Source organism: Phocaeicola dorei (genome assembly GCF_013009555.1).
GTDB classification, from domain to species: domain Bacteria; phylum Bacteroidota; class Bacteroidia; order Bacteroidales; family Bacteroidaceae; genus Phocaeicola; species Phocaeicola dorei.
Map to the genome: position 1 here is coordinate 4,055,275 of NZ_CP046176.1, position 25,363 is coordinate 4,080,637.

General features: G+C 39.5%; 11 protein-coding genes. All 11 read right to left on the reverse strand.

The genetic code is table 11. From position 1 onward, the window contains the following. Positions 1-546: 546 nt before the first annotated feature. The gene (locus GKD17_RS17005; protein WP_032935575.1) at positions 547-3,843 is read right to left on the reverse strand and encodes an exo-rhamnogalacturonan lyase family protein; all 3,297 of its coding nucleotides are present in this window, start codon (positions 3,841-3,843) and stop codon (positions 547-549) included. A gap of 21 nt (positions 3,844-3,864) precedes the next feature. Next, a complete protein-coding gene (locus GKD17_RS17010; protein ID WP_007831575.1) occupies positions 3,865-5,508 on the reverse strand; it encodes a rhamnogalacturonan acetylesterase in 1,644 nt (547 codons plus the stop codon). 147 nt (positions 5,509-5,655) lie between these two features. Then, on the reverse strand, positions 5,656-7,500 hold the full coding sequence (locus GKD17_RS17015; protein ID WP_007831574.1) for a rhamnogalacturonan lyase: 1,845 nt from the start codon (positions 7,498-7,500) through the stop codon (positions 5,656-5,658). Between the two features lie 106 nt (positions 7,501-7,606). After that, positions 7,607-10,612: a glycoside hydrolase family 2 protein gene (locus tag GKD17_RS17020; protein WP_007831573.1), complete on the reverse strand. Its 3,006-nt coding sequence runs from the start codon at positions 10,610-10,612 to the stop codon at positions 7,607-7,609. Positions 10,613-10,817: 205 nt separating this feature from the next. After that, complete coding sequence (locus GKD17_RS17025) at positions 10,818-13,673, reverse strand: glycosyl hydrolase (RefSeq protein ID WP_032935441.1); 2,856 nt, start codon at positions 13,671-13,673, stop codon at positions 10,818-10,820. A 13-nt stretch (positions 13,674-13,686) separates the two neighbouring features. Then, positions 13,687-15,081: an arylsulfatase gene (locus tag GKD17_RS17030; RefSeq protein WP_007831571.1), complete on the reverse strand. Its 1,395-nt coding sequence runs from the start codon at positions 15,079-15,081 to the stop codon at positions 13,687-13,689. A gap of 13 nt (positions 15,082-15,094) precedes the next feature. Continuing rightward, entirely contained in the window at positions 15,095-16,420 is a 1,326-nt protein-coding gene (locus GKD17_RS17035; protein WP_007831570.1) for an oligogalacturonate lyase family protein, read from the reverse strand. Positions 16,421-16,513: 93 nt separating this feature from the next. Then, positions 16,514-17,491, reverse strand: a complete 978-nt coding sequence (locus GKD17_RS17040) for a polysaccharide deacetylase family protein (protein WP_007831569.1) — start codon at positions 17,489-17,491, stop codon at positions 16,514-16,516. A 257-nt stretch (positions 17,492-17,748) separates the two neighbouring features. After that, on the reverse strand, positions 17,749-20,061 hold the full coding sequence (locus tag GKD17_RS17045; protein WP_007831568.1) for a RagB/SusD family nutrient uptake outer membrane protein: 2,313 nt from the start codon (positions 20,059-20,061) through the stop codon (positions 17,749-17,751). Between the two features lie 23 nt (positions 20,062-20,084). Next, positions 20,085-23,450: a SusC/RagA family TonB-linked outer membrane protein gene (locus GKD17_RS17050; RefSeq protein WP_063674208.1), complete on the reverse strand. Its 3,366-nt coding sequence runs from the start codon at positions 23,448-23,450 to the stop codon at positions 20,085-20,087. Between the two features lie 1,042 nt (positions 23,451-24,492). Next, on the reverse strand, positions 24,493-25,296 hold the full coding sequence (locus GKD17_RS17055) for a hypothetical protein (RefSeq protein ID WP_007831563.1): 804 nt from the start codon (positions 25,294-25,296) through the stop codon (positions 24,493-24,495). Positions 25,297-25,363: the final 67 nt, after the last annotated feature.

Sequence of the window (25,363 nt, forward strand, 5' to 3'; positions counted from 1 at the left end):
ATTAGACTTAGTCACTATTGTAACTAGACTTAACCACCTATGTGATTAAGTAAATACAAACGGTTGAATATTGATAAACATCTGTATGTCAATGATTATATATCAAGAATAATGCAGAAAGAAGATATGCGGAAAGCAGCAAATGAAAAGAGCCTTTATTATGCATCATTAGCCCCCCCAAAGGACCAAAAACGTATTTCAGACATAAGTTACCGATACAACTATAAATAATTTATCTCTTTGACAAACAATAAGATATAAATAAGAACACATAAATATGACATGAGAGCATGAGGGCATATTATGAGAGCATAAAGATGATGCACTCATATATAGCGCATTGTTAATGAGATAATTACCATCACTATGAGGGCATGAGAGCATAATGTGCTCCAACTTTCCATTGCTTTTTTACCATGTTCCAATAAATTTCTTCAAGTGAACCCATTTTTGTCTGTTACTGATTTTACACGAATTCCACAAAAAGAATAAAGACACCTTGTGGAATCCGTGTAATCCCCTACTAAACGATAATCTTCACATCATTTATTCACCATCCACCGGAATCACTTCCTGCATATAAATGGCATCCAGACTCCAAAGGGCGGCATCATTGGTACTGATACTTGTACATTCATCCAAAGGAGCGGGAACTTCCGGCGGAAGAATAGTTTCTATATGGAAAGGTGGAGCCGGAGTATGTTCCAAGCGGGAAAACAAATCTGTCCAAGCCTCTTCCGCCATTTTTGCATTACGGGTATGATAGGCTGCATATCCCAACAAACGGGATATACGGAAACGATTCTTCCTTAACTCCCATGCTTTCTGCTTATAACGGGCGGCAAGATCAAGCCATGCCTCATTCCATTCGGGATAATCAACCATACGGATCATTTCATTCATGACTTCAAAACCTCCCATGATAGTCATCAAATGATTTGTACTTTCTAACTTGGGATCACATTCGCTGGTAATAATCCCTGTAGCCGGATCATAACCTAAAGCCAACGGACCTGTAAAGATACGGTTGGGCAGTGCCACAATACTTTTCATCCCGGCTATAATTTTGTCACGATAAGCCGTATTGCCGGTACGCTCCCATTCAGTCATCCAGTTTCCGGCGTATGCCAACCAGTCGGGACCGATACGGAGACGTGCAGGTGCCGTACAAGGATACTGACTGCGAGGTTGCGCCAGACGCATGGGGTCCAGCGTGTACAATTTCTGATCGGCATCTTTTACCTCGGTCATTAAATCACCGCATCGGTCGTCCGTAGTAAGATAATAGTAGAAACGATTCCAGGCAGCCTGACTGATCCGTGCTTCTTTAGCTCCACATCCCCAATGACTGACGTTGTGCCGGCTACCCAATCCTGCATTCGGACCGATATGATATACATCCACTTCCGCCGTATGACGGGTCATGGCTTCTGCCATGCGCCAGATATCAGCACGTCCGGTACGCAGGAAATTATACCATAGCCACATATTAGAAGCCAGTTCCGTGTTATCCCATGCAAAACCTCCGATGTCATAACGCCAGGTATGGCGGACAGGATCGTATGCATGCATCACATCCCCATAATTCCAAAAGCCATACCATTTGTTTTGTTCTATCGCTTTTTGATAGAAGCTGATATAAGCATCCAGCCTGTCTTCCACCCGGGCACGGAAAGGAGTACTACGATCGGGAAGGCTCCAAACACCAAATGCCTGCTTGGCATGCAAATATTCAGGTACAGGCATCAGCACTCCCGGTCCGGCAAGTTGTTTAGCTTGTTCTGCAAAAGCTTTCTTCCCGCTATAACCACCCTGAGGTATCAAGGTAAAAGTCGTTGTACGGGCAATCCCGTAAGGGGTGCTCATTCCTTCTTGCACATCTTCGTAACTGGCATTCAAGTCATGAGCAACATTATCATAATGGCGCAAGTCCATCGGCTCAGCATCCGGACTCCATATCCATGCGGTAAGAGCAGCCACCGGAGTTTTTGCATCCGAGATTTCAATAGAAGACGGATAAGACTGCCAGAAATCATGCAACTCAAGCCCCATGCCTCCGGTTATATCTCCGGCAAAAGCATAACCCTCACTACGTGTACCGGAAAAAGTACCTATCCAAGGATTATTGTCATTGGCACGTTTACGGATTGAAAATGCATCTGCTGTCAGTTGGGACAGACGATAGCTGTCCCAAGAAGCCCAATGATCAAGCAAAGCACGGTTCTTTTCGTCAAAAGCTTCATAAGAAGGAATGCGTTTTCCTTCCATCTGCTGTTGCTGTAACGAAGATTCTCCATTTCCGGTTTTATCCAATGTAAGTATGCGTCGTCCCACCAAAGGCTGAACGGGCTCGCTCCAGACTCCACCATCGGCACAAGAGAAAGCTACATGGCGATTGTATAAAGCCTCACGCATAGGAACATCAAAACGAACTCCCAAAGCGCGAATAAAATCTTTGTTCTGATCTCCGTCATATACAAAGCTATGCACCATTTTCACTTGCTCACTGCCACCATAAAAATAAAGCCGTACCACAAAGGGCAACCACTCACGACCATTCGGACTTTTGTGTACCCCTTCCAATTTAACAAGTGCACGCACAGAACCGGCACGCTCTACAGTCACAGATTTCAGTTCTCCTATATAATTAGTAAAAGAAACTTGAGAAGTACTTTCAAGTACCGGTTCGCTTTGCGTATGGCATATAAGCCTAGCCTTTTCTCCTACTTTCACACCTTTATACAACAGACTATCTATCAAAAATTCGCCTTGACGAGGTATATATGCTGAAATGACTCCGGTAGAGATATGAATACCCTGTGATGTTTCTGCCACAGAAACGGACTTTTTTTTATCTGTATCCGGCAGTTTGGATTTCGCCTTAGATTTCTTTACCGCCTTTTCCAGAGTCAATTTTTCTGTTCCGGCAGGAATAACTCCTGCTATTCCTCCCCACTTTACAGAACCATCCGGCCAATAAGCCAAAGTCCAAGTATCAATAGGAATATCCTCACCACTTTCTGCAGATAGCCGTAGCTTGTTTTCCGGAAAAACTTCCCCTTTATCAAAAGGCACTCCGAAACTTACGGCCTTATCCTGCCGGGGAGTTTCACCAATCCATTGCAAAGGAACAGTAGCCACTTCTTGCGATGAGCATTCATAACTGAAATTTGTAATACGAGTACGCGACAAAGTGGTACGAAAACCAAACCAGCCTTCCCGTAACGGTTCAGCATCCCTGAAGTCCACCAAACGCTCACCGTCTATGTAATAACTAACCCTATTGTTCTCGTTGGTAATCTTGATATGATACCAATGATTCGGCTTCAGCAAATGTCCGGCATCCGTATATTCCTTTAGAATAGCAGGACGGGCTTTAGGATTTGTAATACCCGACTCATCCCCATCATAACGACGGAAACGTGTAGTAGAGTTATGATTACCACCATATCCCAAATAGTAAAGCTGTAAAGAATAACAATTCAGGAATATACCGCTACGCCATTTTTCTCGCTTCCATAAATTATCGGGATATTGAGGGTCTGATGCCATCCAGAAGCAGTTCAAATCACTCAGACGATCTCCATCCGACTCCACCACCACACATGCATCATATTCAATGGTCACTTTTCCACTCATTTTCTCTTTTCTCCAAAGAGTCAATCCCTTGGGAGATACTATCTCAGCGGTATCTCCCTGAAACGTCACTTTATAATCAGGCGATTCCGATTCAACCTTCCAGTATTTAGTAAACTGGCGGGAGTTCAAACCGGATACTCTATTATCCTGTGCCTTTGACGTAAAGACAACTAATAAAAATAAAAACAGAAACAGATTTTTCATACGATGTTGCTTTGTTTTCATTTACTTTAAAAAATCTTTTAACGGACAGTCCGTAGCTTTCAGCCCGTCAGCAATACTCCGGGCATTCATACGGGCACCTTTCAAAGAGGTATGGGTATGGTCATGATTGAAATACGTTCCTACTACACGCAAACCTTGATTGTATCCCATATCTTGGAGCTTGTCTCCTGATATTTTATTCAAATCTATAAAATAAGCCCCGGCCGCTTCTGCCGCTTCACGCGTCCATTTACCAAAAGAATTTGTATTGCGCTCTATCTCACCATTATCAAACTTATTGCGGGGTGTATGACTCAGGACAATAGGAACAGCTCCCTTTTCTTTTACATCCATAATAAACTTACGCAAATACCAGCCGAAAGAATAAACCACTTGATAGCTGCCGGTTTTCTCCATTTTGAAGACCTTGCTTTCATTTCCTGAACCGGGTAATTCCGCACGCGCTTTCCCTGTGTTTATGTCACCTGCATCATTATGTCCGAATTGTATCAAAACAAAATCTCCCGGCTGAAGTGCATGATAGATTTTATCCCAACGCCCTTCATCTAAATAAGTACGCGCACTGCGGCCCGCTTTCGCATGATTCTCTACAGAAATTCTTTCTGTGTCAAACAGTTCGTGAATAACACTTCCCCATCCCCACATGCCATTTTCATCTTTATCAGTATTCTTCACTGTACTGTCTCCCACCGTAAACAATACAGGATTCCCCTTTTTACGGGTAGCCCCCGTAACCGTATCTTTTTCTACCGGTTTCAAATAACGCGCCAGTTCCAACCCCTTATAATTACGGATTCCTTCGGCTGCAGATTCTGCATTGACACGCGCGCCAAAAGCACTTGTGTGAATACGGTCCAGATAGAACATATACTTTACTTTTTCTTTGCCGAATTTCTCAAATTTGCGTGCCGAGATATCATTCAGATCAATAAAAGGAATTCTCGCTTTTTTAGCTACCTGCTTCGCCCATAATCCAAATGTCTGATTCACCCGGGTAATAATAGTGCTGTCTGCATCTTCCCAAGCGTTACGAGGAGTCAGAGACATCAAAACAGGATAAGCACCTTTTTTCTTCACATCATGAATAAAACGACGCATATATTCCCCATACGTATATACGGTTTCTTTTGCTCCTGTCTCTTTAATAGTCACATTCAGACTGTCTTTGCCAATTCCCGGAATAGAGGCACGGGCACGGCCACTATCGTACGGACCATTGTCATTATGCCCCAATTCTATGATAACCCAGTCACCTTTACGAACTCCTTTCAAGACATCAGGCCATAACCGGTTATAAAAAGTACGGCTACTGGTTCCTCCCAATGCGTGATTTTCAACAGTTATCTTATTTTCATCAAAATACTCGTGTTCAAAATATCCCCATCCCCATTGACCGTTATTTCCATTGCCCAAAGTACCGGTACGCATCGTTGAATTTCCAACAAGGAACAACACCGGATTATCCCCTTTCCGGCTAGAACCTGAAACAGGACGGGCAGAACGCGCCACATTTAAACTATCAAGCGTATTATCAACGACTTGGTTCACATCCTTCATCGGAGCAGCTATTTTATTTTGAGCATGTGCTCCCAATCCTACTCCGGCAGCTAACAAAAAGCATAAACAAAGTTTATTTCCTTTCATGACATTTATAGTGTTTTTCTTTTATTGCATTTCAAATCTTTCACAAAAATAAGATGAACGAACAAACCGGAGAATAGAAATTCATTCATTTTCCTGTTTATTCGTTCAACCAATAGTACATATATCCTAATCAGAGTAGCGACAAGGCTAGAAACTAGAGTGCGGCGGTTGGTTATACGCTACATTCTGCCAAGCTATCGCCAACCTGTACTGACGGTCATTCATCCATGTGGCACGTCTGTCCACAGCCGGTATGGTAGTAGAATAAATACGTAATTCTGTCTGGTCTTCGGAGGCCCAAATAACCTCTTCCCGCCAATCTCCTAAAATATCACCCGACAAACACGGATTACCTTTTGTTCCATTATTGGAAACAACTCTCTCGGCTTTCAATAATAAATCTGTACTTTCCGTATTCCAATTCCATTTACTGATGGAAACATGATCCAGTAGTTCCGCTAAGGGATCGGCATCCCAATAAATGGTAAAATTGCAGGAGTCAGGCTTTCTATTACTGATTATTTCTCCGGTATCCCCTCTTCTCAAACCTCCTATGTTGCACCAACACTCTGCTCCATCATAACGCGGATCAATATCGGCAGCTACTCCACGACCGGCATCTTGTCCCAAACCATCCTGCCAGATAATTTCTCCGGTCGCTCCATCAAACATAGCTACGGCAGGAGTACGCTTTACAATTTCATTATCGCCTTCATTTTCATGCACGCCAAAAACCTGCATACCTTGACGGGAAGGAATAAAACGTCCGGCATGTAAAGCATCCCCGTGACGCAAGCCCGTAGTAAACAGTCCTTTACCATCATGGTCTACAGTCATAGCCCCCACGCAGATTTCATCACAACCATCACCATCAAAATCCGCTACGGTCACACTATGATTTCCCATGCCCGAATAGGCCTCCCAACCCGGTGCCGCACTATCAAAAGTCCATGTATGTTTCAATGCCCCGTTTGTAAAAGTCCATGCAGCCACCACCGTCCGTCCGTACCATCCTCTTACCATGACAGGTGAAGGAGTTTTTCCATCCAGAAAAGCTACTCCAGCTGTAAAACGGTCTGAACGACCACCAGTATTGTCATTACCACAATTACCACCGACACCTCCCCAACCATCCAAGGGATAACGGGTTGGAATATATTCTTTCGAATCCAGTTCTTTTCCAGTACGTCCCTCAAAAACCGTGAGGTATTCCGGGCCATTTACTATCTTACCATACGTAGGACTTTTTTTATCCCATGTCCTCCAGTCGGCTTGGGCATCTCCTATCCGATGTCCCAGTCCGTCGACAGTACCATCTCCTGTCTTACAACAGATTTCCGCACATCCATCTCCATCAAAATCAAAGACCAGGAAATTAGTAGTGGCTGCTCCGGAACGTACATTCGGTCCCAAATCAATACGCCACAATCTTGTTCCATCCATTTTATATGCATCCAAATAGGTATTACCGGTAAAGCCACGTTGTGGCGGTCGCTTTGAATTAGAAGGAAACCATTTTAAAATAATCTCATACTCTCCATCACCATCCAGATCACCTACACTACAATCATTAGCTGTATAAGTGAATGATTCACCTGCTATTTCTCCGTCTTCCGGTTTACAAACAGGAACACTTAAATAAGGATTCCGTTCCTCTCCTTTCAGACGGGTCCAGATAGCGACTTCCCCGGTAGTTGCTTTTAAAGTCCAACGATTATCCACCGTATAATCAACCGTACGGTCTAAAAAATCGGAAGTCCGATCTATCGGTTCTTTATTTAATTTCACCTCCGCACCTCCACCGGAACTACGGTATAAATCAAATTGTAATCCGGCTGCATCCTCCAAGGTCATGCGCCAGCTAAAATACATTCCATCCTCTGTAGGAATTCCAATCAATCCTCTTGAAAGCTTTTCTCCACTGTAAGGTTGGGAAAAAGCGAATATGCTTCCGACAAGCAGAAGCATATTCATCATAATCCAATGTTTCATCTAACAATTTATAAAACCTTAATACAAGCGGGGAGTTTCCCCGCCTATCTACTAAAAAAAGAAACTCCTGTCTATCAATCTTTACCTCTAAAAAATATCCACATCTCTATTGCCACAAATTCTCTTTAAACTCGATTTCAACAATGCGTAACTCGTGATTAGTTTTATCGCCATTTTTTGCCTTAAACAAGTCTAATTCACCTGCGGCAGGAGCAGCAACTTCTACAATTTGTCCGAAACCGTCACCTTCCTTGCTGGCACCTTTCAAACGAATGGTTATCTCATTTGTCAATACAGGTTTTACATTCAGGTGGATATACCCCAAACTTTTTTCAGTCTCACCACTCCAAATCAGTTCATCACCTGCATATATTTCCAAAGGATAGCTGCGCAAACGCCAACCGGTAAGTTTCATACAAATTTCATCCACACGGGCCGCACGTTCCAAACTATAAGTTATCCATGCACTGTTCAGTCTGCCATCATTCTTCCATTCACTCAATTCATTATCATCGAAACTTTTTATCACTTCATCCTGATTGGCTCCGGCAACCGCCGATAAGATATTCACATCGACTTTCGTATCCTTGTAAGAAGGAGTCAACGGAGTTTCTCCACGGGTCAGCCTGCCCTCCAGTTCATCTCCCGGAATATAGTTACTCAAGCCATTCTTCACTTCAACAGGTGCAGAAGAAAGACTGATTTCGGCAGATTGCAATCCATCAGCCTTGGCTGTTATACGAACTGTCCCCGGAGTCGTAAGAGAGCGTATCAAAGCCCGGTTGATTCCACATTCTACAGGCAAATCTTTTGAAAGAATATAATTATCTTTGCCCTGTGCTATTCCACCACGCCATTCAGCCGGTCCTTCTACATCAAAATGTATCAAATCATTAGCCAGCGGACAACGTCTGCCATCTTTATCCATCACTTCCACTTGAAGCAATACCATATCAGCTCCATCCGCTTTCCAGCCTTTAGGACTTTGAATCACACTGAGTTTAATCTGTTCCGGCTTGCCGGCAGTCTGCAATTCAGCGCGACAACATTCTTTTCCATTCTTATCATACCCTACAGCTTCCAACTTGCCCGGAACAAATGCCACATCTTTGAAAGTATACAAGAAATGATAATCTCTTTGACCGTTTCCTAAAGATTTACCATTCAGGAACAATTCCACTTTTTCAGCACTGGATACCACATAAACAGGTTTCACCACATCTTCTTTATAGTTCCAATGACCAACGATATGAATACGGGGATTCTCTATATCCACCCATCCGTCCCACATCACCTGATGTGCATAGAAAGGATCTTTAGGGATACGCATGGCATCTGTCACACCACTACGACGATAATTCTCCACACCACGATAATGTGTATTCGTATCCGAGAAGATGATTTTCACACCTCCCGAGCTGACACGGTCACCTGTACCCGGGCGTTCACGCCAATAATCAAACCAACGAATTACATTTTCAATAGTAAAGGAATCCTGATTGTGATTATAAGCACGGGCATCCACCTTTTTCTGGACCTTATTAGTCATTGCAGAACGAAATGAATTATTTCCTTCCCCATTTTTATGATATGGATAAGAATATTCATCCCAATATTTGCGCAGACCTTCATCACGGCAGTATTCCATGGCCCACATCGGATGATGTTTGCTTTTATTGATATAAAGCATCTCGCCACCATATTCGGCTTCACGAATATCAAGCATTTCACGAGAACCGATGGCACGGCCTCCATGAGGGTCATACTTATCACGAATCGCTTTCATTTCTATCATGTGTTCACGACTGATTGATTCGTTTCCACATTCATAAAATAAAATACTCGGATTATTACGGTTGTAAATAATGGCATCACGCATCAATTCTGTACGTTGTTCCCATTGACGGCCTTCACGGTCCTTTTCTGCATCACCGGCCTGCATCGCCTGAATCAATCCGACACGGTCACACGATTCAATATCCTGCTTCCAAGGGGTGATATGCATCCAACGAACCAAATTGGCATTATCTTCCACCATCAAACCGTTGCTATAATCACTCAGCCATGCAGGAACACTCATACCGACTCCCGGCCATTCATTACTGGTACGCTGTGCAAAACCTTTCATCTGAATCACCCGGTCATTCAACCAAATCATTCCTTTGCCGAAACGAGTTTTACGGAAACCGGTACGGGTAGCCACTTCATCTACTTTTTTGCCATCCACCCATAAACTGGTTTTTACTGTGTACAAATATCCGTATCCCCAACTCCAGAAATGAAGTCCGTCTATTTCTGCTGAAGCTTCCAAAGTCGCAGTTTCACCCGGTTTTACTACCGTCTGAGTACCCTCAAAACTTTTTATGCTTTTCCCGTCACGATCACACACTTCAACCTTATAAGCGACTTTCTTATCCCGATTATATTCATTTTTTATTTCGGATTCGGCGTGAACTACGGCTTTACGAGATTTTACACGAATATCCTCCGCATAGATATAGACACCGGTCGTTTTTAAATTACTATACAAGGGAAGTGTCTGATAAAGTTTATCAGTAACATGAAGCCACACATTCTTAGGAATCCCTCCATAATTGGCATTAAAATTACGGTCACTCCATTGATACTTAGTATCAGTGGCACGTTCCTTATAATTCCAGTTATTATCAATGCGGACTGCCATTACATTCTCTTGTCCATATTTAATATAAGGAGTCAAATCGAAACCTACAGCCATCGCACCATTTTCATGCAAGCCGATATATTCACCATTGATATAAAAATCAGCTCCTTGACGGACGCCTTCAAATTCAACAAAAACTTTTTTGTTTTTGCTATTGGCAGGCAGACGGAAATGCTTACGATACCACATGATTGTATCCGTCAGTTGTTCTATACTTAAACGAAAAGCTTCATCTTCATTAAAAGGACGGGGTAATGTTACTTTCTTCCAATCCGTATCCTGAAAACGTACTTCTTTGGCTTCCGGTATATCGCCAACATAAAGTAACCATTCAGAATTAAAATTGTATTTATCACGAACAGCTGATGCTGCCGCAATCTGACTTATTCCTATAAAAGCCAATAAAAATAAAAGAATTTTGTTTCTCATAGTTATCTCAAATTGTTTGTTACAAAACTAGCATAAAGTTCCCTCTCATACCATAGAATAAGATACATTTATATAGAAATTCGTTCAAAACGAAATTTCAGGGTATTCATGTTGCACATATTTACATATCACATTAATACTCAATATATTACACAAATACCCTGAAACATTTATTCTATAGGTTGCAACATCAGGACTATATAATTCATTGCTTCACCATAGCCGGAGTCAACGTTACAGGTCCCAATAGCCCTGAAGATTTTGGTTCCCAATCAGAAGCATCAAAGATACCATTTTTCACATTTTCCTTTTTTCTTGCAGACATATTTACATTATAGAAAATCTTCCAGTCCACTCCCTTCTTATCCATATAAGCAATTCGATTCGCCATAGAGTTGGCTACTCTGACAACTAACTCATCCTGTCCTTTGAATTTTTCAGCAGGGATATACAATTGATAAGGAGAGTCAATCACTGTACCTATATATTCTCCATTCAAATAGACAGATGCATTTTCTGCCACAGTTCCAAGGTTCAATTTGATCACATCCGCTACAGGCACCTTATTTATAGTAGTCGTATAAACGGCTGTTCCAGAAAAAGCTTTATATTCATCCCCTACAAAATCAGTCCATGAGCCCAAACTGTCAACCGTTATAGAAGCAGGAAGTTGAGGACCTCCTTGAACAAAAGAAACAGTCCAACTGCCGGAAACTGGATTTGGCTCACCTGCATTTTGATAATAAGCATAGGCATCTCCTGTAAAATGCTGACCGGAAGTTGATACAATGACAGTTTCACCCGGATTCAATTCCAGGTAAACATCTGTTTGCCCGTCATTGCGTTTCATAGTAGCCAAACCACTAGCACCAGTCATTGGATTGAAAATCGCCGCACTCCGAGCTTCTGTACGAAGTGGAATCCAATCCTCTATTTTACGGTCACTACTATTTTCTATAAAGTAATATTTTCCCGTCGTACTATTTCTTCGGATACATTGCAGACCTGCCTGATACATTTTCTCAGCACCCACATTCGCCTCATTCATCAGAGCATTAATATCATCTGACAAACAAACCTTCCCCTTACCTACACGAGCACATTTAACAGCACCTTCAGCATGAAAGTCCAAAGCATCCAACATTTCTTTAAAATGAGCCTGTTTTTCTTCCGAAAGAATCATTCCGGCCATATCTTGAGGAATTCCCTTATAAAACACAACGGTAGCACCTTCATCAGCCAAAGCCATCAGTTTTTCCATTGTTTCATAAGGAATATATTGCGCTGCCGAAACAAGAACGGTTTTATATGCGGCACCAGGCGTTACAATCATTTCTTTCTCAATATTAGTTTTAAGAAGTTGCTTGTCAGAAATCATATCCCATGCATAACCATTCTCTGTTAAAGTTACCGCACTTTCTCTGACCGAAGATTCCAACATATTACGATCCAATCCGCTAAAGTGTTGAAGGCTTCTGTTCCCTTGCTCAGACATCACATCGGCTATGTTATAGTATAAAAGAACATCATTGTCAGGAGTGCCATCCTGTAAAAATGACTGCACGCGAGTAACATACTGATTCAAATATTTAAAATCCTCCCAAAACGGATTATTCGGATGAAAATGGACTGCCGCATAAAATAACCATCCCGGCCAAGGAGCATCCTGTGGACTAAAACAAGTACCATGATAAAAAATATGATTCACACCCCCCAAAAAGAAAAGATCAAGTGCTTTCTTTACATCTCCCAGATTCGATTGAAAATGTTCATTCAACCAAGTCGCACTTTCTGAAGATGAGAGTTTCTTTCCTTCTGTATGAGCTACAGACGGAGCTGCTTTTATACTGACTAAATCACGCCCCTCTATTTCGGGTACATCACTCACTGCATACAAATCCAGAATATTGGCAGGAGAGCCATGAGCCTGATTCCTTATACCCTTTCCTTGTTTTGCCGCCCAATGTTGCCAACGAATAGAATAATGATTTATCAATAAATCGTTTATGGTTTGTCTATAATCATATAACACTCTTGCATTTTTATCTGGTGTGTCAATACCTAACAATGCAGGTAAGTGCTGACGCAAGTCATATCCTCTATACTTTTGAAATTCTTCAAAAAAAGCAGGAGTCCAATTCGACTCGCCTCTTGCATCGTCCACTTCATAAGAGTCATTAAAATAATACCTCAGATAACTGATATCCTTTCCTTTAAAAGCCTCATCGAATTTACTGAGATAATGATCAATGGCCGAAGCTGAAAAATGATCTATCACATCACCTTCACCACCAGGCCCTGCACGTTCTACCATTTTTCCATGATGACCTTGGAACAGAGCACAAATAGTCCAGTCACCTTGAGGAGCCGTCCAATCCAATGTACCATCCGGCTTTATTTTTGAAGTCAAGTCGAGACATTCACCTTCATCACTATTAGCGGTCACTATAATCAAAGGCAGTTCCTTTTTATATCGTACCTGATCCAATGCCAATGTCTGTAAATCAGCATTCGCACTGACTGGTTCTTTCAAATCCGCCAGTTTTACCGGAGTATGCCCTGCCAATCTGACAAAGCCTTCTTCTTTATACCGGACAGGTTCACCCAATTGCTCACCTTCTTTCAATTGATAAGTTTTATAAGCCACCGTCTTGCACGCATCTTCGGGAGTGACCCAAGGTCCTCCAAACGGCCATCCCGAAGCATTAGCCAGATCAATACCTAACCCCAACTGCTTTGCTTCCTGCAAAGTATACAGAAACAAATCAACCCATTCCGGAGAAAGAAAATCTTTAAAGCGGTCCTCATAACCATGTATTCCATAAATAGGAGTGATCTCCAATCCCCCCAGATTTGCCTCCTGGTACTTACGCATAACCGTATCCAAATCAATAGTCCTGACCGCATTGCCTTCCCACCACCATCGCGTCCAAGGCTTGGTCTCGTTAGTCACTTGCGGCCATTCAATCTTCTGATTCTGTGTACAAGCCAAACAGCCACAAACTGCAAAAAGTACATAACAGAACTTACTGCATTTCTTTAAAAATAAGGATTGCTTCATAAATCTTACTTGTTTAAAAATGGAAACGGGCATTTTCAACACGTTGACCACCTATCATATTCTTTAATTTCCTTGCCACATCAGGATATTGCTTTATCACATTAGTAGTTTCTGCCGGATCTGTATAAATGTTATACAATTCTTCATAAGTTTTAGACGGGTCACTAACTTCCAGTCTCACCAACTTCCAACCATCAGGTGTCATAATAGATTGCTTTCCTCCAAATTCAAAGAACTCATAATAAATACAATCATGCTCCTTCTGAATACCTTTTCCCGTAAGAGTAGGCAAATAAGATATACCATCAATATTTTGAGGTATATCCGCCTGCACCAATTCACCTATAGTAGGCAAAAAATCCCAAAATGCAGAAATATGATTAGTAACTACCCCTTGTGGAATAACTCCCGGCCATTGAATGACGAACGGAGTACGGATACCTCCTTCATATAAATCTCTTTTCTGACCCCTGAACGGACCATTACTGTCAAAATAAGATGGATCGTGCCCTCCCTCCGAATGGACTCCATTATCGGAAGTAAAAACAATTATCGTATGATCATACAAACCTTTCTCTTTTAATTCTTTAATAATCAAACCCACACTTTTATCCAAATAAGTAACCATCGCCGCATATGCCGCACGCGGAGTTTGCTGCGATTTATAACCGTCTTTGCTTCCTCCAAAAGGAGTTTCACAAAATTCCCCCTCATATTCCGTCATTACCTCTCCCATTATATCAAGATCTGCATGAGGTATGGTTGGTGAAAAATAAAGAAAGAAAGGTTTCTGCGCATTTTCATCAATAAAATTCAAAGCCTTTTCCAACATCAAGTCATGCGAATAATATTTCCCATCCAGCATAATCTTCTGCTCATTCTCATGCAAGAACTCAGGGTAATAACTATGAGCAAAACGTTGCCCCAGATAACCGTAGAAATAATCAAAACCATGTTTGCCGGGCATACCTTCCGTACCCGGTCCTCCCATTCCCCATTTGCCTACACATCCGGTAACATAATTCTTTGTTTTAAAAATATCGGCTACAGTAACTTCACCGACAGGAAGCGGAGTTTCATATAACAATCCATCCGAACCTGCTACTTTTGCATTTCCTCTGATTGCAGCATGTCCCATGTGCTTTCCTGTAATCAGAGCACAACGAGACGGAGCACTGACTGTAGAACCGGAATAATGCTGCATAAACTTCATCCCATTCTGAGCTATCCCATCAATATTCGGTGTCTTAATCTGACGCTGACCATAGCATCCCAAATCACCTATTCCCAAATCATCCGCCATAATATAAATAACATTGGGCGATTTCTCTGCCGTTGTAGTCTGGGCCATCGTAAGCCCTGAAGACAACAAAGCTGCGGAAAATAATATCTTACGTGTTTTTTTCATATCCAACCTTGCTTTATTTAAAAGATGAAATATCCACCATCATTAAATTTAATCTTTTTCCATTTGTAAAATGTCCGGATTGGAAAAGAACTTTCGTACCATCCGGACTAAAGCTGGGATGTGCATGATCCGGTTTCATCTTGGTATCCGAAACCAACCAATGACGTTCTCCGGTTTGCACATTAATCAGCCATACATTACCTCCAAAAGTATCTCCGGCAGCCCATTTATTATCACGGCTGGCATTACAATGCCAGAAACCTCTTCCTACCAATTGGCCGTCAATCGCTTGGCGGTCTTTTTCTAATTCTACCTGCCCTATCAACTCTACATCATCTGTACGCAAATTGATACGCACAATACCACTTGCCTGTTTGCGAAGGCGCGGCTGAAATCCTAAGATATTGAAATATACAAAATCTTTGGTTGCAAAAGTTTCATGAGTCACCCAATCTAGCGGAGTTTCTTTATATAAAGGTTTAAAGACTGTTCCATCTGCCGTGCAAAACCACATACGCTGATGGGCATCGCCACCGGTTTCGTTACAAAAAACAATTTCACCCGGAGTAAAACGGCTGGCTTGTATGTGGCCTGTTTTAAATTCCGTATCAATAACCTTAGTTACTTCTCCTGTACTGAGATTCATTTTACGAATTCCGCAAAGAGTTGGCTTTATCTTTACCGGCTGGTTACTTTCAGGCAAGAAAGCGTTTTTCATCATACGTTCCTTTTCCTCTTCCGTACCCTCACGCTCAACAGTTATGTAGGCATAATCATCATTGCAATCCACAGCATATCCTCCCGGACGTCCCATCTCAGTGGGAAAAGTGCCTATGAAAGTTTCATAAGCGGATGGTTTACCTACTTTTCCTTGTTTTACATCGGCAAAGAATTTATCCAAGTCCATCACATACATGTTCCAGTTTTCTTTTTCTTTCCGGCTGACAAACATACGATTCGTTTTATTAGCCAAAAAAGCACTGCCCAAGTTCGGTCCTTCCGTAGCTTGAATAATCTTACCGGTGGCCATTTCAATAAAATAAATTTGTGTAGGAGTCCATTTACGTTTTTCTCCGTTAGGAAGCGTACTTTCTACCTCTTTGTCATTTCCACGGCTGGAAGACCTGAACAATAAATATTTGCCATCAGCTGTCCACATGGGATCAGTCTGATAAAGAAAACGGTCATTCTTCATCGTATCGGTCAACATAGTGATAGTACTGCCGGTCGCACTATCTACATAAGTCCGCATTTCCGATGCAGTGCAGTTTCCAAACTGAGCCAATGCGGCTTTACTAAAAGCTAAAAATAATGTAATAGCTAAAAATGTCTTTCTCATAGCATGTCATTTTTTATCTGATACGACAAATTTATGCACGAGAGAAGTTATATCAAATAGAATTTTATCCATTTATATGGTTAATTGTTCACTTTATCTGATTTTAGTTATTGAAGAAGCATAAGAGATCTCTACTGGTCCTCCCCACGGACTGAAGTCCACAACCATTCCTCTACGACACAAGTTCACAGGCAAATTTCTACCATCCTGCAGAACAGTAACAGCACACTGATCGGGCAAATCTTCCAAAAGCAAAGTCAACGGCATGTCAAACAATTCCTTGTCCATTGTAAAATGAAAAGTCACTGTAATTTTTCCTGATGTCCTCTTTATATCCAGTACCAAATTCTCCCGTTCAGCCATGTACGCCGCTACCTCACGAAATGTCGTAACCCACAATCTGTCTCTTCGGCAGTTCACTTCATCCAAGTGATTCCAAAACACTTGAGGATCAGGAAAAGCATCATATCCCGTTACTATACCATGTGTCATACCGACACCCCACAATCTGTTTGCTATCAAACTATCCGTCCACTGCGTTAGCCACCGGGCATTACGGCGTGAACCTATATCTATTTGTCGGATACGAGTACCTACTCTGTCAACCGATGCACAAGCTATGGCCTCCTCATTTTTCCGGTTTCCCGGATAAAAATAAGTACGCGGAAATATACCTGTTTGCTCAAAAATAACCGTATCATTATGTTGTATTTCAAAACGCCTTTCTTCCCCTACCAATTTCGTCAGATTCTTATGCATCCACCCATGATTTGTTATCTCATGTCCTGCTTGTGCCATTTCCCTTGCTTGTTCCCAAGACATACATACTTTCTTTGCACTAATACACCCCATCCAACCTCCATTCACAGCGAATGTAGCCTTTATATTCCTTTTCTCCAATTCCGGAAAAACCAATGTATATTGTTCCAACAAACCATCATCAAAAGTATAACTGATTGCAGCATCTCTTCCTCCCCTATATTGGGCAATACTCACTTTTACCTCTTCATCATCAGCTGCTATGCTCTCTAGGGGCACATATAACAGTAAAAAAATTATTATTTTTATCATTTTTCCAATATACTATTTACCACACAAAGATAAGAATCAATCGCATGGCATCCAATAGAATTTTATCCATTATACATGTATTTTTGTATAATCAGTACCTTCACACATTTAATACGTTATCTCAAAACAAAACATCTACAATCACTTCCCAAATCTTATGATCTTAAAAAGATTCACGAAATCATTGTAAATGTTTTAAAAATTGCCCATCATTAATAGTAATGACAGGCAATTTTGCTATGGTTAGATTCAACTAATTAATAACCATAATTTTGATAAGCTTTTTTAGCAGAGGCATCCAGTAAAGCCCCATTTTCGTCAGTCAATAAATCAAGCAATGACTGTCTAAATGGTTTTAATGTATAAGCAGGTTTAAATGCTCCCAAACCATTACCTGTAGGTCCTGTCCCATTCACCAAATTATCAGCACTATCCCAAAGCCCAGTTAATGGTGAACCTACCTGATCATGATACATTATACGATCAGCCTGCCAACCAGAATGATGCAACCATTCATAATAAATAAATTCTGTATTCGCTTCACGTGCAACTTCATTCAATATAAAATTGACAAAACGATCTAATATAGAGGTAGCAGTAACAGGATAATTCTCAGCATCAGCATTTACCCCACCTGTCCAATAACTTTCATCAACCAACATGGAAGAAGTCATATCTGTATTTACAATATAAGGCCATTCTCTCTCTGTTTTAGCCAAATTCTCACTACCCGGATACAAACGAGCCAACACTTCATTTCGAGTTTCACCAGCTTTAAATGCAGCACGTGCACGTACTTTATTGATATCCAAGACAGCAGCCGAGAAATTACCTTTACGTCCATAAGCCTCTGCACGTATTAAGAATGTTTCAGCTAACCGGAACAAAGGAATGTCGCGCGATGAATAGTATGAATCATAAGAATTTCTATTAGGATCAGTGTATTTAGCAGTAGTCGGCCCTCCTGTTCCCGAAACTTTATCCAACCCTACATATGTTGCATTATTATAAGCATACGAACTGCCATCCGACTTTATTGGAGCACGATAATAATATTTATTTCCATCTTTAATCCAACGTGCCAATAATACAAAAGGTTGTGCTAACGCTTCTTTAATATCAATAGCTGTTTCCTTTGTATTTTCCAAATAAGCAAACGCCATATCACCTGCCCCCATCTTATGCTCTCCTGCGACAGCTCGACGACCACCCCACGAATCACGATTATAATTAGGCAATATATTAGAATTAAAAAAATCAGCCATATCTGATGTCCAGGTATATGTAGCATTATCTTCACTATCATAAGCGTAATAAGGAACATCTGCTGCCGGAGTCGATGTATTAGAACCACCCCTTAATGATGTATGATATTCCAAATAAAATGATTTTTGAAAACGAGAATCAGCTTGTTTGTTAGTAAAAACATCGTAGCCAAAATCAGTAGGCGAAACAGAATGCCCATTACCTTTACCTGGATATTCCCAAGTAAAATTAGGAATTCCCCACGAGGCACTTGTATAATTGGGAGTTAAAAAATAAGGCAAACGATTCCCATAACGTCCATTTGTACCACTATTAGCAGGCATACCATATACACAAGCTAAAATTATCTCACGACTCTCCTCATTTGAATAATCATCCAAAGGATGGCTAAACAATTTTCCGTAATCCGATTCCAATGAATAGTGTCCATCTTGATCAATCACATAATTAGCATAATAAATACAAGAATCTAAGTCAGCAGTGCCTTTTCCTTTGTATAGCATACCCAAATATGACTTCTCATTAGAATTATCAATACTTCCATCCGCCTTACGTCCGTATTCTGCTGTTCCATAATCAGCCCCTTGTGCACGTTGCAAATAAAGCTTTGCCAAAAAATGAGCGGCGGCTCCTTTTGTAGCACGTCCGTAATCAGCCCCTGATTGTTCGGAAGCTTTCGGCAATTTTTCAAAAGCATAACGCAAATCTCCAATCATCAATTTATAAAGACTTTCCGAAGTTTCCCGATTGTATGCATAATTTTCAGGTAAAGCAGTAGTATACCCCCTTGGAACATAAACATCTCCCAATAACGTATTCATCAAATAAATACAATAGGAACGATTAAACATTGCTTCAGCCATTCGTTGTTCTGCATAAGCTTGATCAGAAGCAAATTTACCATCAACTTTCCCCTCACGAATAGAAAGAATTGCACGATTACAATTATTAATACAAGGATAAAAACCCAACAATTGATTACTAGTATACTCACCACATAATCCATCAACATACGTTGCTTCATTACCAGTAGAAGTCCAAACTGATCCTGAATAAATAGCATAATTGGCAGATTTAGCCATCATATTATCAACACCCGTAAAAAAAGCAAAAGGTCCTTGTTGGTACTGTTTAGTCACTCGTAACGCATCATAAGTGCTAACAATTAACTGCTCTACCCCCGTTTCTGTTTCAAAATAATCTTGCGTAATGGTTGCTACCATTTTTTCTTCCAAAAAATCATCTCCACAAGATGCTAAAGTAACAGCAACCATGGAAATCAACATATATTTTTTTAGTTTCATATTCAATATCTTTTAATGGTTTATCAAAATCCAAGTCTTAATCCGATAACATAACTACGAGTCAATATGGTATTGTTTGTTTGACCACCAATAAAATTAGTGTCATTTGTTTTTTCACTCCATCCTGTTGTATCATCTGGGTTTATACCCGATTTCACTAATTCTCCTCCAAATATAAATGGATTCAATACTTGACCATAAATTTGACAACTAGCAGCCCCAAGTTTCTTCAACCACTTTTCAGGGAACGTATATGATAAAGCAATATTACGTATTGCTACCATATTACCTTTAGTATAGTTCATATAAGCACTATAATCTGTAGTAGTTACACCACCAGAACGAGGTTGTGGAAACTTTCCATTCGGATTTTCAGTACTCCATACGTCCTTTTCTACACGACGACCATAAGTTTGTAACAATCCATAATACATATTGCCCATACGAGCATAAACAAATGAATTCAACTGCCAGTTTTTATAGATAAATGTAGTAGTAAAGCCACCAATCCATTTAGGTTGGAATGACCCAAGAAATTTATTATCTTCTGTATTGATAGTACCAAAACCATTATCCATATAAGTCACTCTTTCGCCAGAATTCAATGTTACAGTTTTTGCTCCTTCCGTACCCTCGGGAACTTCTATTAATGGTTGGTCTACAACTTTCGCCATTCCAGGCTGCATTACAGTCTTCGATATTTTCTCATATAATTCCAAAGTTCTTAAATCTTCAGGAGTATTCTGCCATAAACGATCATATTTCAAAGTCCAAATTTCATCTTTAGGTTTACCTATAAACCATTTATTTGCTGTATCATCAACCTTTCCTCCTGCCAATTCCACAATTTCTTCTTTATTAGTAGAGAATGTAAAATCAGTCTTCCATGTAAAATCTTTTGTTTGAATATTAGTTGTAGACAATGTTATTTCAAGTCCTTTGTTCTGTGTTTTACCAATATTAGTAGTAATACTTGTATAACCAGTCATCAAAGGTAATGATTTAGCAAGCAGCAAATCCGAAGTTTTAGCCACATAATATTCCACACTACCGCTTATACGGTTGTTAAGAAAGCCAAAATCAACACCAATATTGGTAGACGCTGTCTTTTCCCAACCTAAATCCAAATTAGGTAATACAGAAGCTTTAGCACCAATAGTAACTTGAGTAATATTACCTACCCCAAAAAACTTACCGGCACCACTTGCTGTCATTGTTCCAGAAGTCTGATACGGTTTTATAGATGCATTACCTGTCACACCGTATCCAACACGAACCTTCAATTGATTGATCCATTTAACGTCTTTCATAAAGTTTTCCTCATTCATCTTCCATGCCAATGCAGCAGAAGGGAAAAAATCCCATTTATTACCAACAGCCAACATAGATGCACCATCCCATCGACCAGTAACAGTCAACAAATATTTATCCATCAATCCATAATTCATACGAGCCATATAAGAAGCACGCTTTTGTTCGCTAAATGAAGATCCTGGGCTATCCATTGTCAAATCGGAATTACCCACACTATACCATAATGCCGTAGGAAATGTACAATTATATGCACGTACTTCCAATCCCTCAGCACGAGAATACTCAGCAGACTGCATCAATGTTAATCCCACAGAATGGATATTCTTGAATATTTTATTGTAATAAATTAGATTTTCTAATGTCCACGACAAATTTTGACCTTGCTGATTAAAGGCTGTATTAGCAGCATAAGCAGAATGCTTCAAAGGATTAGAAAAATCATTTCCATAATAGCTTCCATAACGTGAGTTGCGATACTGAGTACCTAAATTTGTGCGCCATTTTAACCCTTCAACCGGCGACCATATTTTACCAAAATCAATTTCTCCATAAGAATTAAACATAACACTATAATAACGAGTTTCATTCGTTGCCTGATATACATCCAACATCGGATTATACTGTGACGGACCTCCATCTACATTCAATGGTTTGCCCTCCTCATCATAAGCAGGGGCGAATGGCATTTTAGCCACAGCATAGCCATAAGAATCTTTGTAGGTTGAATTAGAAGTATTATTAATAATACCATAATTCTTAATAGAATGACTGGCATTCATACCCATACCTACCTTTAAAAAATTTGTAGCTTGAATTTCACCATTAATATTTGCCGTATAACGCTTAAAATCTTGATCTTTCATCGGAGACTCTTGATCCAAATAAGCCAATGAAATGTACAAATTAGATTTTTCAGAACCAGCTGACAACGAAATCTGATGATTATGAGTAATCGCAGTACGTGTCACATAATCAGTCCAAGGTGTAGTTGGAATATTTGCAGAATTATATACAGGTACTTGATCAGCATATCCTAAAACCTCTTTTTCATAATCTGTAGCCGGACGCATCTTATATGAACCATCCGCATTATATTCCCATGCTTTCTGAAAATATTGATTCAAATACGGATAATTAGATACACCTCCACCATTGTCAGAAAACAATAAATCACCATCAATATTAGGATCAGGAGCATTACCATATGTACCTGAATATGCTCCTGTATTAATATAAGCTTGACGTTTCCAATCGATTAATTCGCCAGAATCCATCCAATCTGTCATCGAATGGATTTTAGAAAAAGTTACCGTTCCATCATAATTAATACTAACCTTACCAACTTTACCTTTTTTAGTTGTTATCAAAACAACACCATTCGCTCCACGTGAACCATAGATGGCGGTAGCTGAAGCATCTTTTAAAATTTCCATCGACTCAACATCATTCGGATTTATATCAGCAATAGAACCGGCAACCATAGGTATTCCATCAATAACATATAACGGATCATTATCAGCAGTAATAGAACGATTACCACGAATTCGAACATCTCCCAATTCACCTGGTCGGCTATTTGTTGTAATATCCACACCAGGAGCTTTACCTTGCATAGCCTGCAAAGCATTTTGCACTGGACGCTCTTTTATTTGCTTCTCTGAAACTTTTGTCAACGCTCCTGTAACATCACTCTTTTTAACAACACCATAACCTACTACCACAACCTCATCCAGTGTTTCAGTATCCTCCTCCAAGATTACCTTAACGGTAGATTGTCCTTTCACCTGGATATCTACGGTCTTGTATCCCACGAAACTTACTTGGATAGTTCCATTATCAGGAACATTTTGAAGTGTGAACTTACCATCAAAGTCAGTAATTGTACCATTGGTAGTACCTTTCACCACCACACTGGCACCGATTACAGACTCACCTGTCTTGTCAAGGACAGTACCCGAAACGGTTTTGCTCTGTGCAAAGGCCCCTACAGCCAATACGGATAACAAAGCAACGAAGAACAGCCGCTGGAACTTGTCCAGGCGACCCAACAGACTTGAATTCTTTCTGTCTTTCATACTTTAATTATTAAGTTAAACAAAAGTTAGAAAGCAGTTTTTTTATAGGATTATTATATTGATAAACAGTGAGTTATATTTTTCAACGACTCATATATTGAATAAAAATTAAATCTATGTTTTCTTTTTAATCACACATATTCTCAATCTATATTCTTATTAATCAAGTATATATAAATTAATATTCTCATACTATTATTATTAATAGCATATTTTATTTCCTTTTTGTTGTATTCAATATCGTGACTTATCTAATTAATATCATTCATATAAACAATATATACTACTTACTTCTTTGATAAAAACTTGCTATGGATTTTAAAATCATCTATAACAGATGATTGACGATAGTTTGACATTACATCGATTTTTTTTAATAACTTTAAAGCATAGGAAAGACGGGAATGCGACCCTTAAAAATATTTTTATTTTTCAAGTATGAATATACAAAATGACAGCGGAAATAAAAAACTAAAAACTTTATGATGACTCTTTACTATAGTTCTTCTTTTAAAATAGAATATCCTTTATAAAAACAGGAAGAATTTTGGTCCAAACTATGATTCGACATGATTGAGAACTAAAACTCAATCATCAGATTTGTATACTTAATCAACAGATGCTTGATGCTTATTGGAAATTTAAAGAGTGTATAAATCTATAATAAAAAAAGAAGAATATTTTCCGTATTACCATGTTATTGACTGAACGTCTTGACATATTCCCATATGTACTTTTTAATAATAATGAAACCTATAAGTTCCTGTATTATCCCAATAATGGCCTTTATTAGATGAATGGTGCCTACATCATAAATAATAATTATACCAAGAACTTCAGACCAGAGACTATTAACCTTATAAAAAAAGATGTGACTTTAAAAAAAATACTAATATATGGATTTCTCAAATTGCTTTTAATTGAAAGATCCATATATCAGTATTTCATTTCCCTAGTTTTGTATAATATTTTTCTTGATTGGCTAAGCCTTTATCGTTTTTATCGGTAAAATTTCTGCAAATGCAATGAAGAATCCAATGTTTTAAGGAAGCATAAAATCTTTTAAAGCCATTTTACAATGTATTTGTTCTTGACCGGAAACGGTTTCAGAATTCAAATATACATCGATAAGATCGTCATCATTCATGCCTTTATCTTGAAATTTATAATAAATTTCTCCAGGCATTTCAAGACTTATAAACGAAGAAATTGAGTTATTACTACTTTGTATACTATTATTAAAATACAAATTTAGATTCAACTTATTATTAGAAATATCTATATCTTTTTCGCCATCATAGTATAATAAAAAGAAAACTGGCTTATATAAATCATACTCAAAAGTTGGAACAATATTCATATAACCATTTTTTATATAGAATGCTCCGGCCGTTTTATCTAATGAATAAATACTCTTATTTTTTAGATGGATAGAGTCTTGGCCGGATATTTGATACTCTTCACTTAAAGTGTCAACATGAACTGTAAAAGTAGGAATCTGTTGGCTCATTCCATTCGTACTGTTTAATATAATATCATAAGTTTTTCCATCCTCCAATTGAGTTATATTTTCATTTTCCTCCAATAGATTAAAACTAACTATGGCACGTTGTACTTCTTTTAACCAAGGTATACGATTAAGACTTTCTTCTGTTGGAACTAAAATTGCACCAAAATCCGTGTATAACTTGTAGCCACGAATATTGTCTCCACTAACCGTAACATATACACCATTAAATTTAGACCATTGCGCATCATCGTCATTACTGAGACATGAGCAAAATAGCCCGATACAAACTACAAAAACTACAAAGAAAAAGAGAATATAAAATCTAGATTGTTTCATGTCATTTTTATAAATTATAATTTAAAGGTAAAAGAGGATGCTTTATACATATTGATGCATCCTCTTA

What these genes read in the sequence shown, in the direction of transcription:
- GKD17_RS17005 (WP_032935575.1), bottom strand. Translation starts at nt 3,843, where the DNA reads ATGAAAAATCTGTTTCTGTTTTTATTTTTATTAGTTGTCTTTACGTCA.
- GKD17_RS17010 (WP_007831575.1), bottom strand. Translation starts at nt 5,508, where the DNA reads ATGAAAGGAAATAAACTTTGTTTATGCTTTTTGTTAGCTGCCGGAGTA.
- GKD17_RS17015 (WP_007831574.1), bottom strand. Translation starts at nt 7,500, where the DNA reads ATGAAACATTGGATTATGATGAATATGCTTCTGCTTGTCGGAAGCATA.
- GKD17_RS17020 (WP_007831573.1), bottom strand. Translation starts at nt 10,612, where the DNA reads ATGAGAAACAAAATTCTTTTATTTTTATTGGCTTTTATAGGAATAAGT.
- GKD17_RS17025 (WP_032935441.1), bottom strand. Translation starts at nt 13,673, where the DNA reads ATGAAGCAATCCTTATTTTTAAAGAAATGCAGTAAGTTCTGTTATGTA.
- GKD17_RS17030 (WP_007831571.1), bottom strand. Translation starts at nt 15,081, where the DNA reads ATGAAAAAAACACGTAAGATATTATTTTCCGCAGCTTTGTTGTCTTCA.
- GKD17_RS17035 (WP_007831570.1), bottom strand. Translation starts at nt 16,420, where the DNA reads ATGAGAAAGACATTTTTAGCTATTACATTATTTTTAGCTTTTAGTAAA.
- GKD17_RS17040 (WP_007831569.1), bottom strand. Translation starts at nt 17,491, where the DNA reads ATGATAAAAATAATAATTTTTTTACTGTTATATGTGCCCCTAGAGAGC.
- GKD17_RS17045 (WP_007831568.1), bottom strand. Translation starts at nt 20,061, where the DNA reads ATGAAACTAAAAAAATATATGTTGATTTCCATGGTTGCTGTTACTTTA.
- GKD17_RS17050 (WP_063674208.1), bottom strand. Translation starts at nt 23,450, where the DNA reads ATGAAAGACAGAAAGAATTCAAGTCTGTTGGGTCGCCTGGACAAGTTC.
- GKD17_RS17055 (WP_007831563.1), bottom strand. Translation starts at nt 25,296, where the DNA reads ATGAAACAATCTAGATTTTATATTCTCTTTTTCTTTGTAGTTTTTGTA.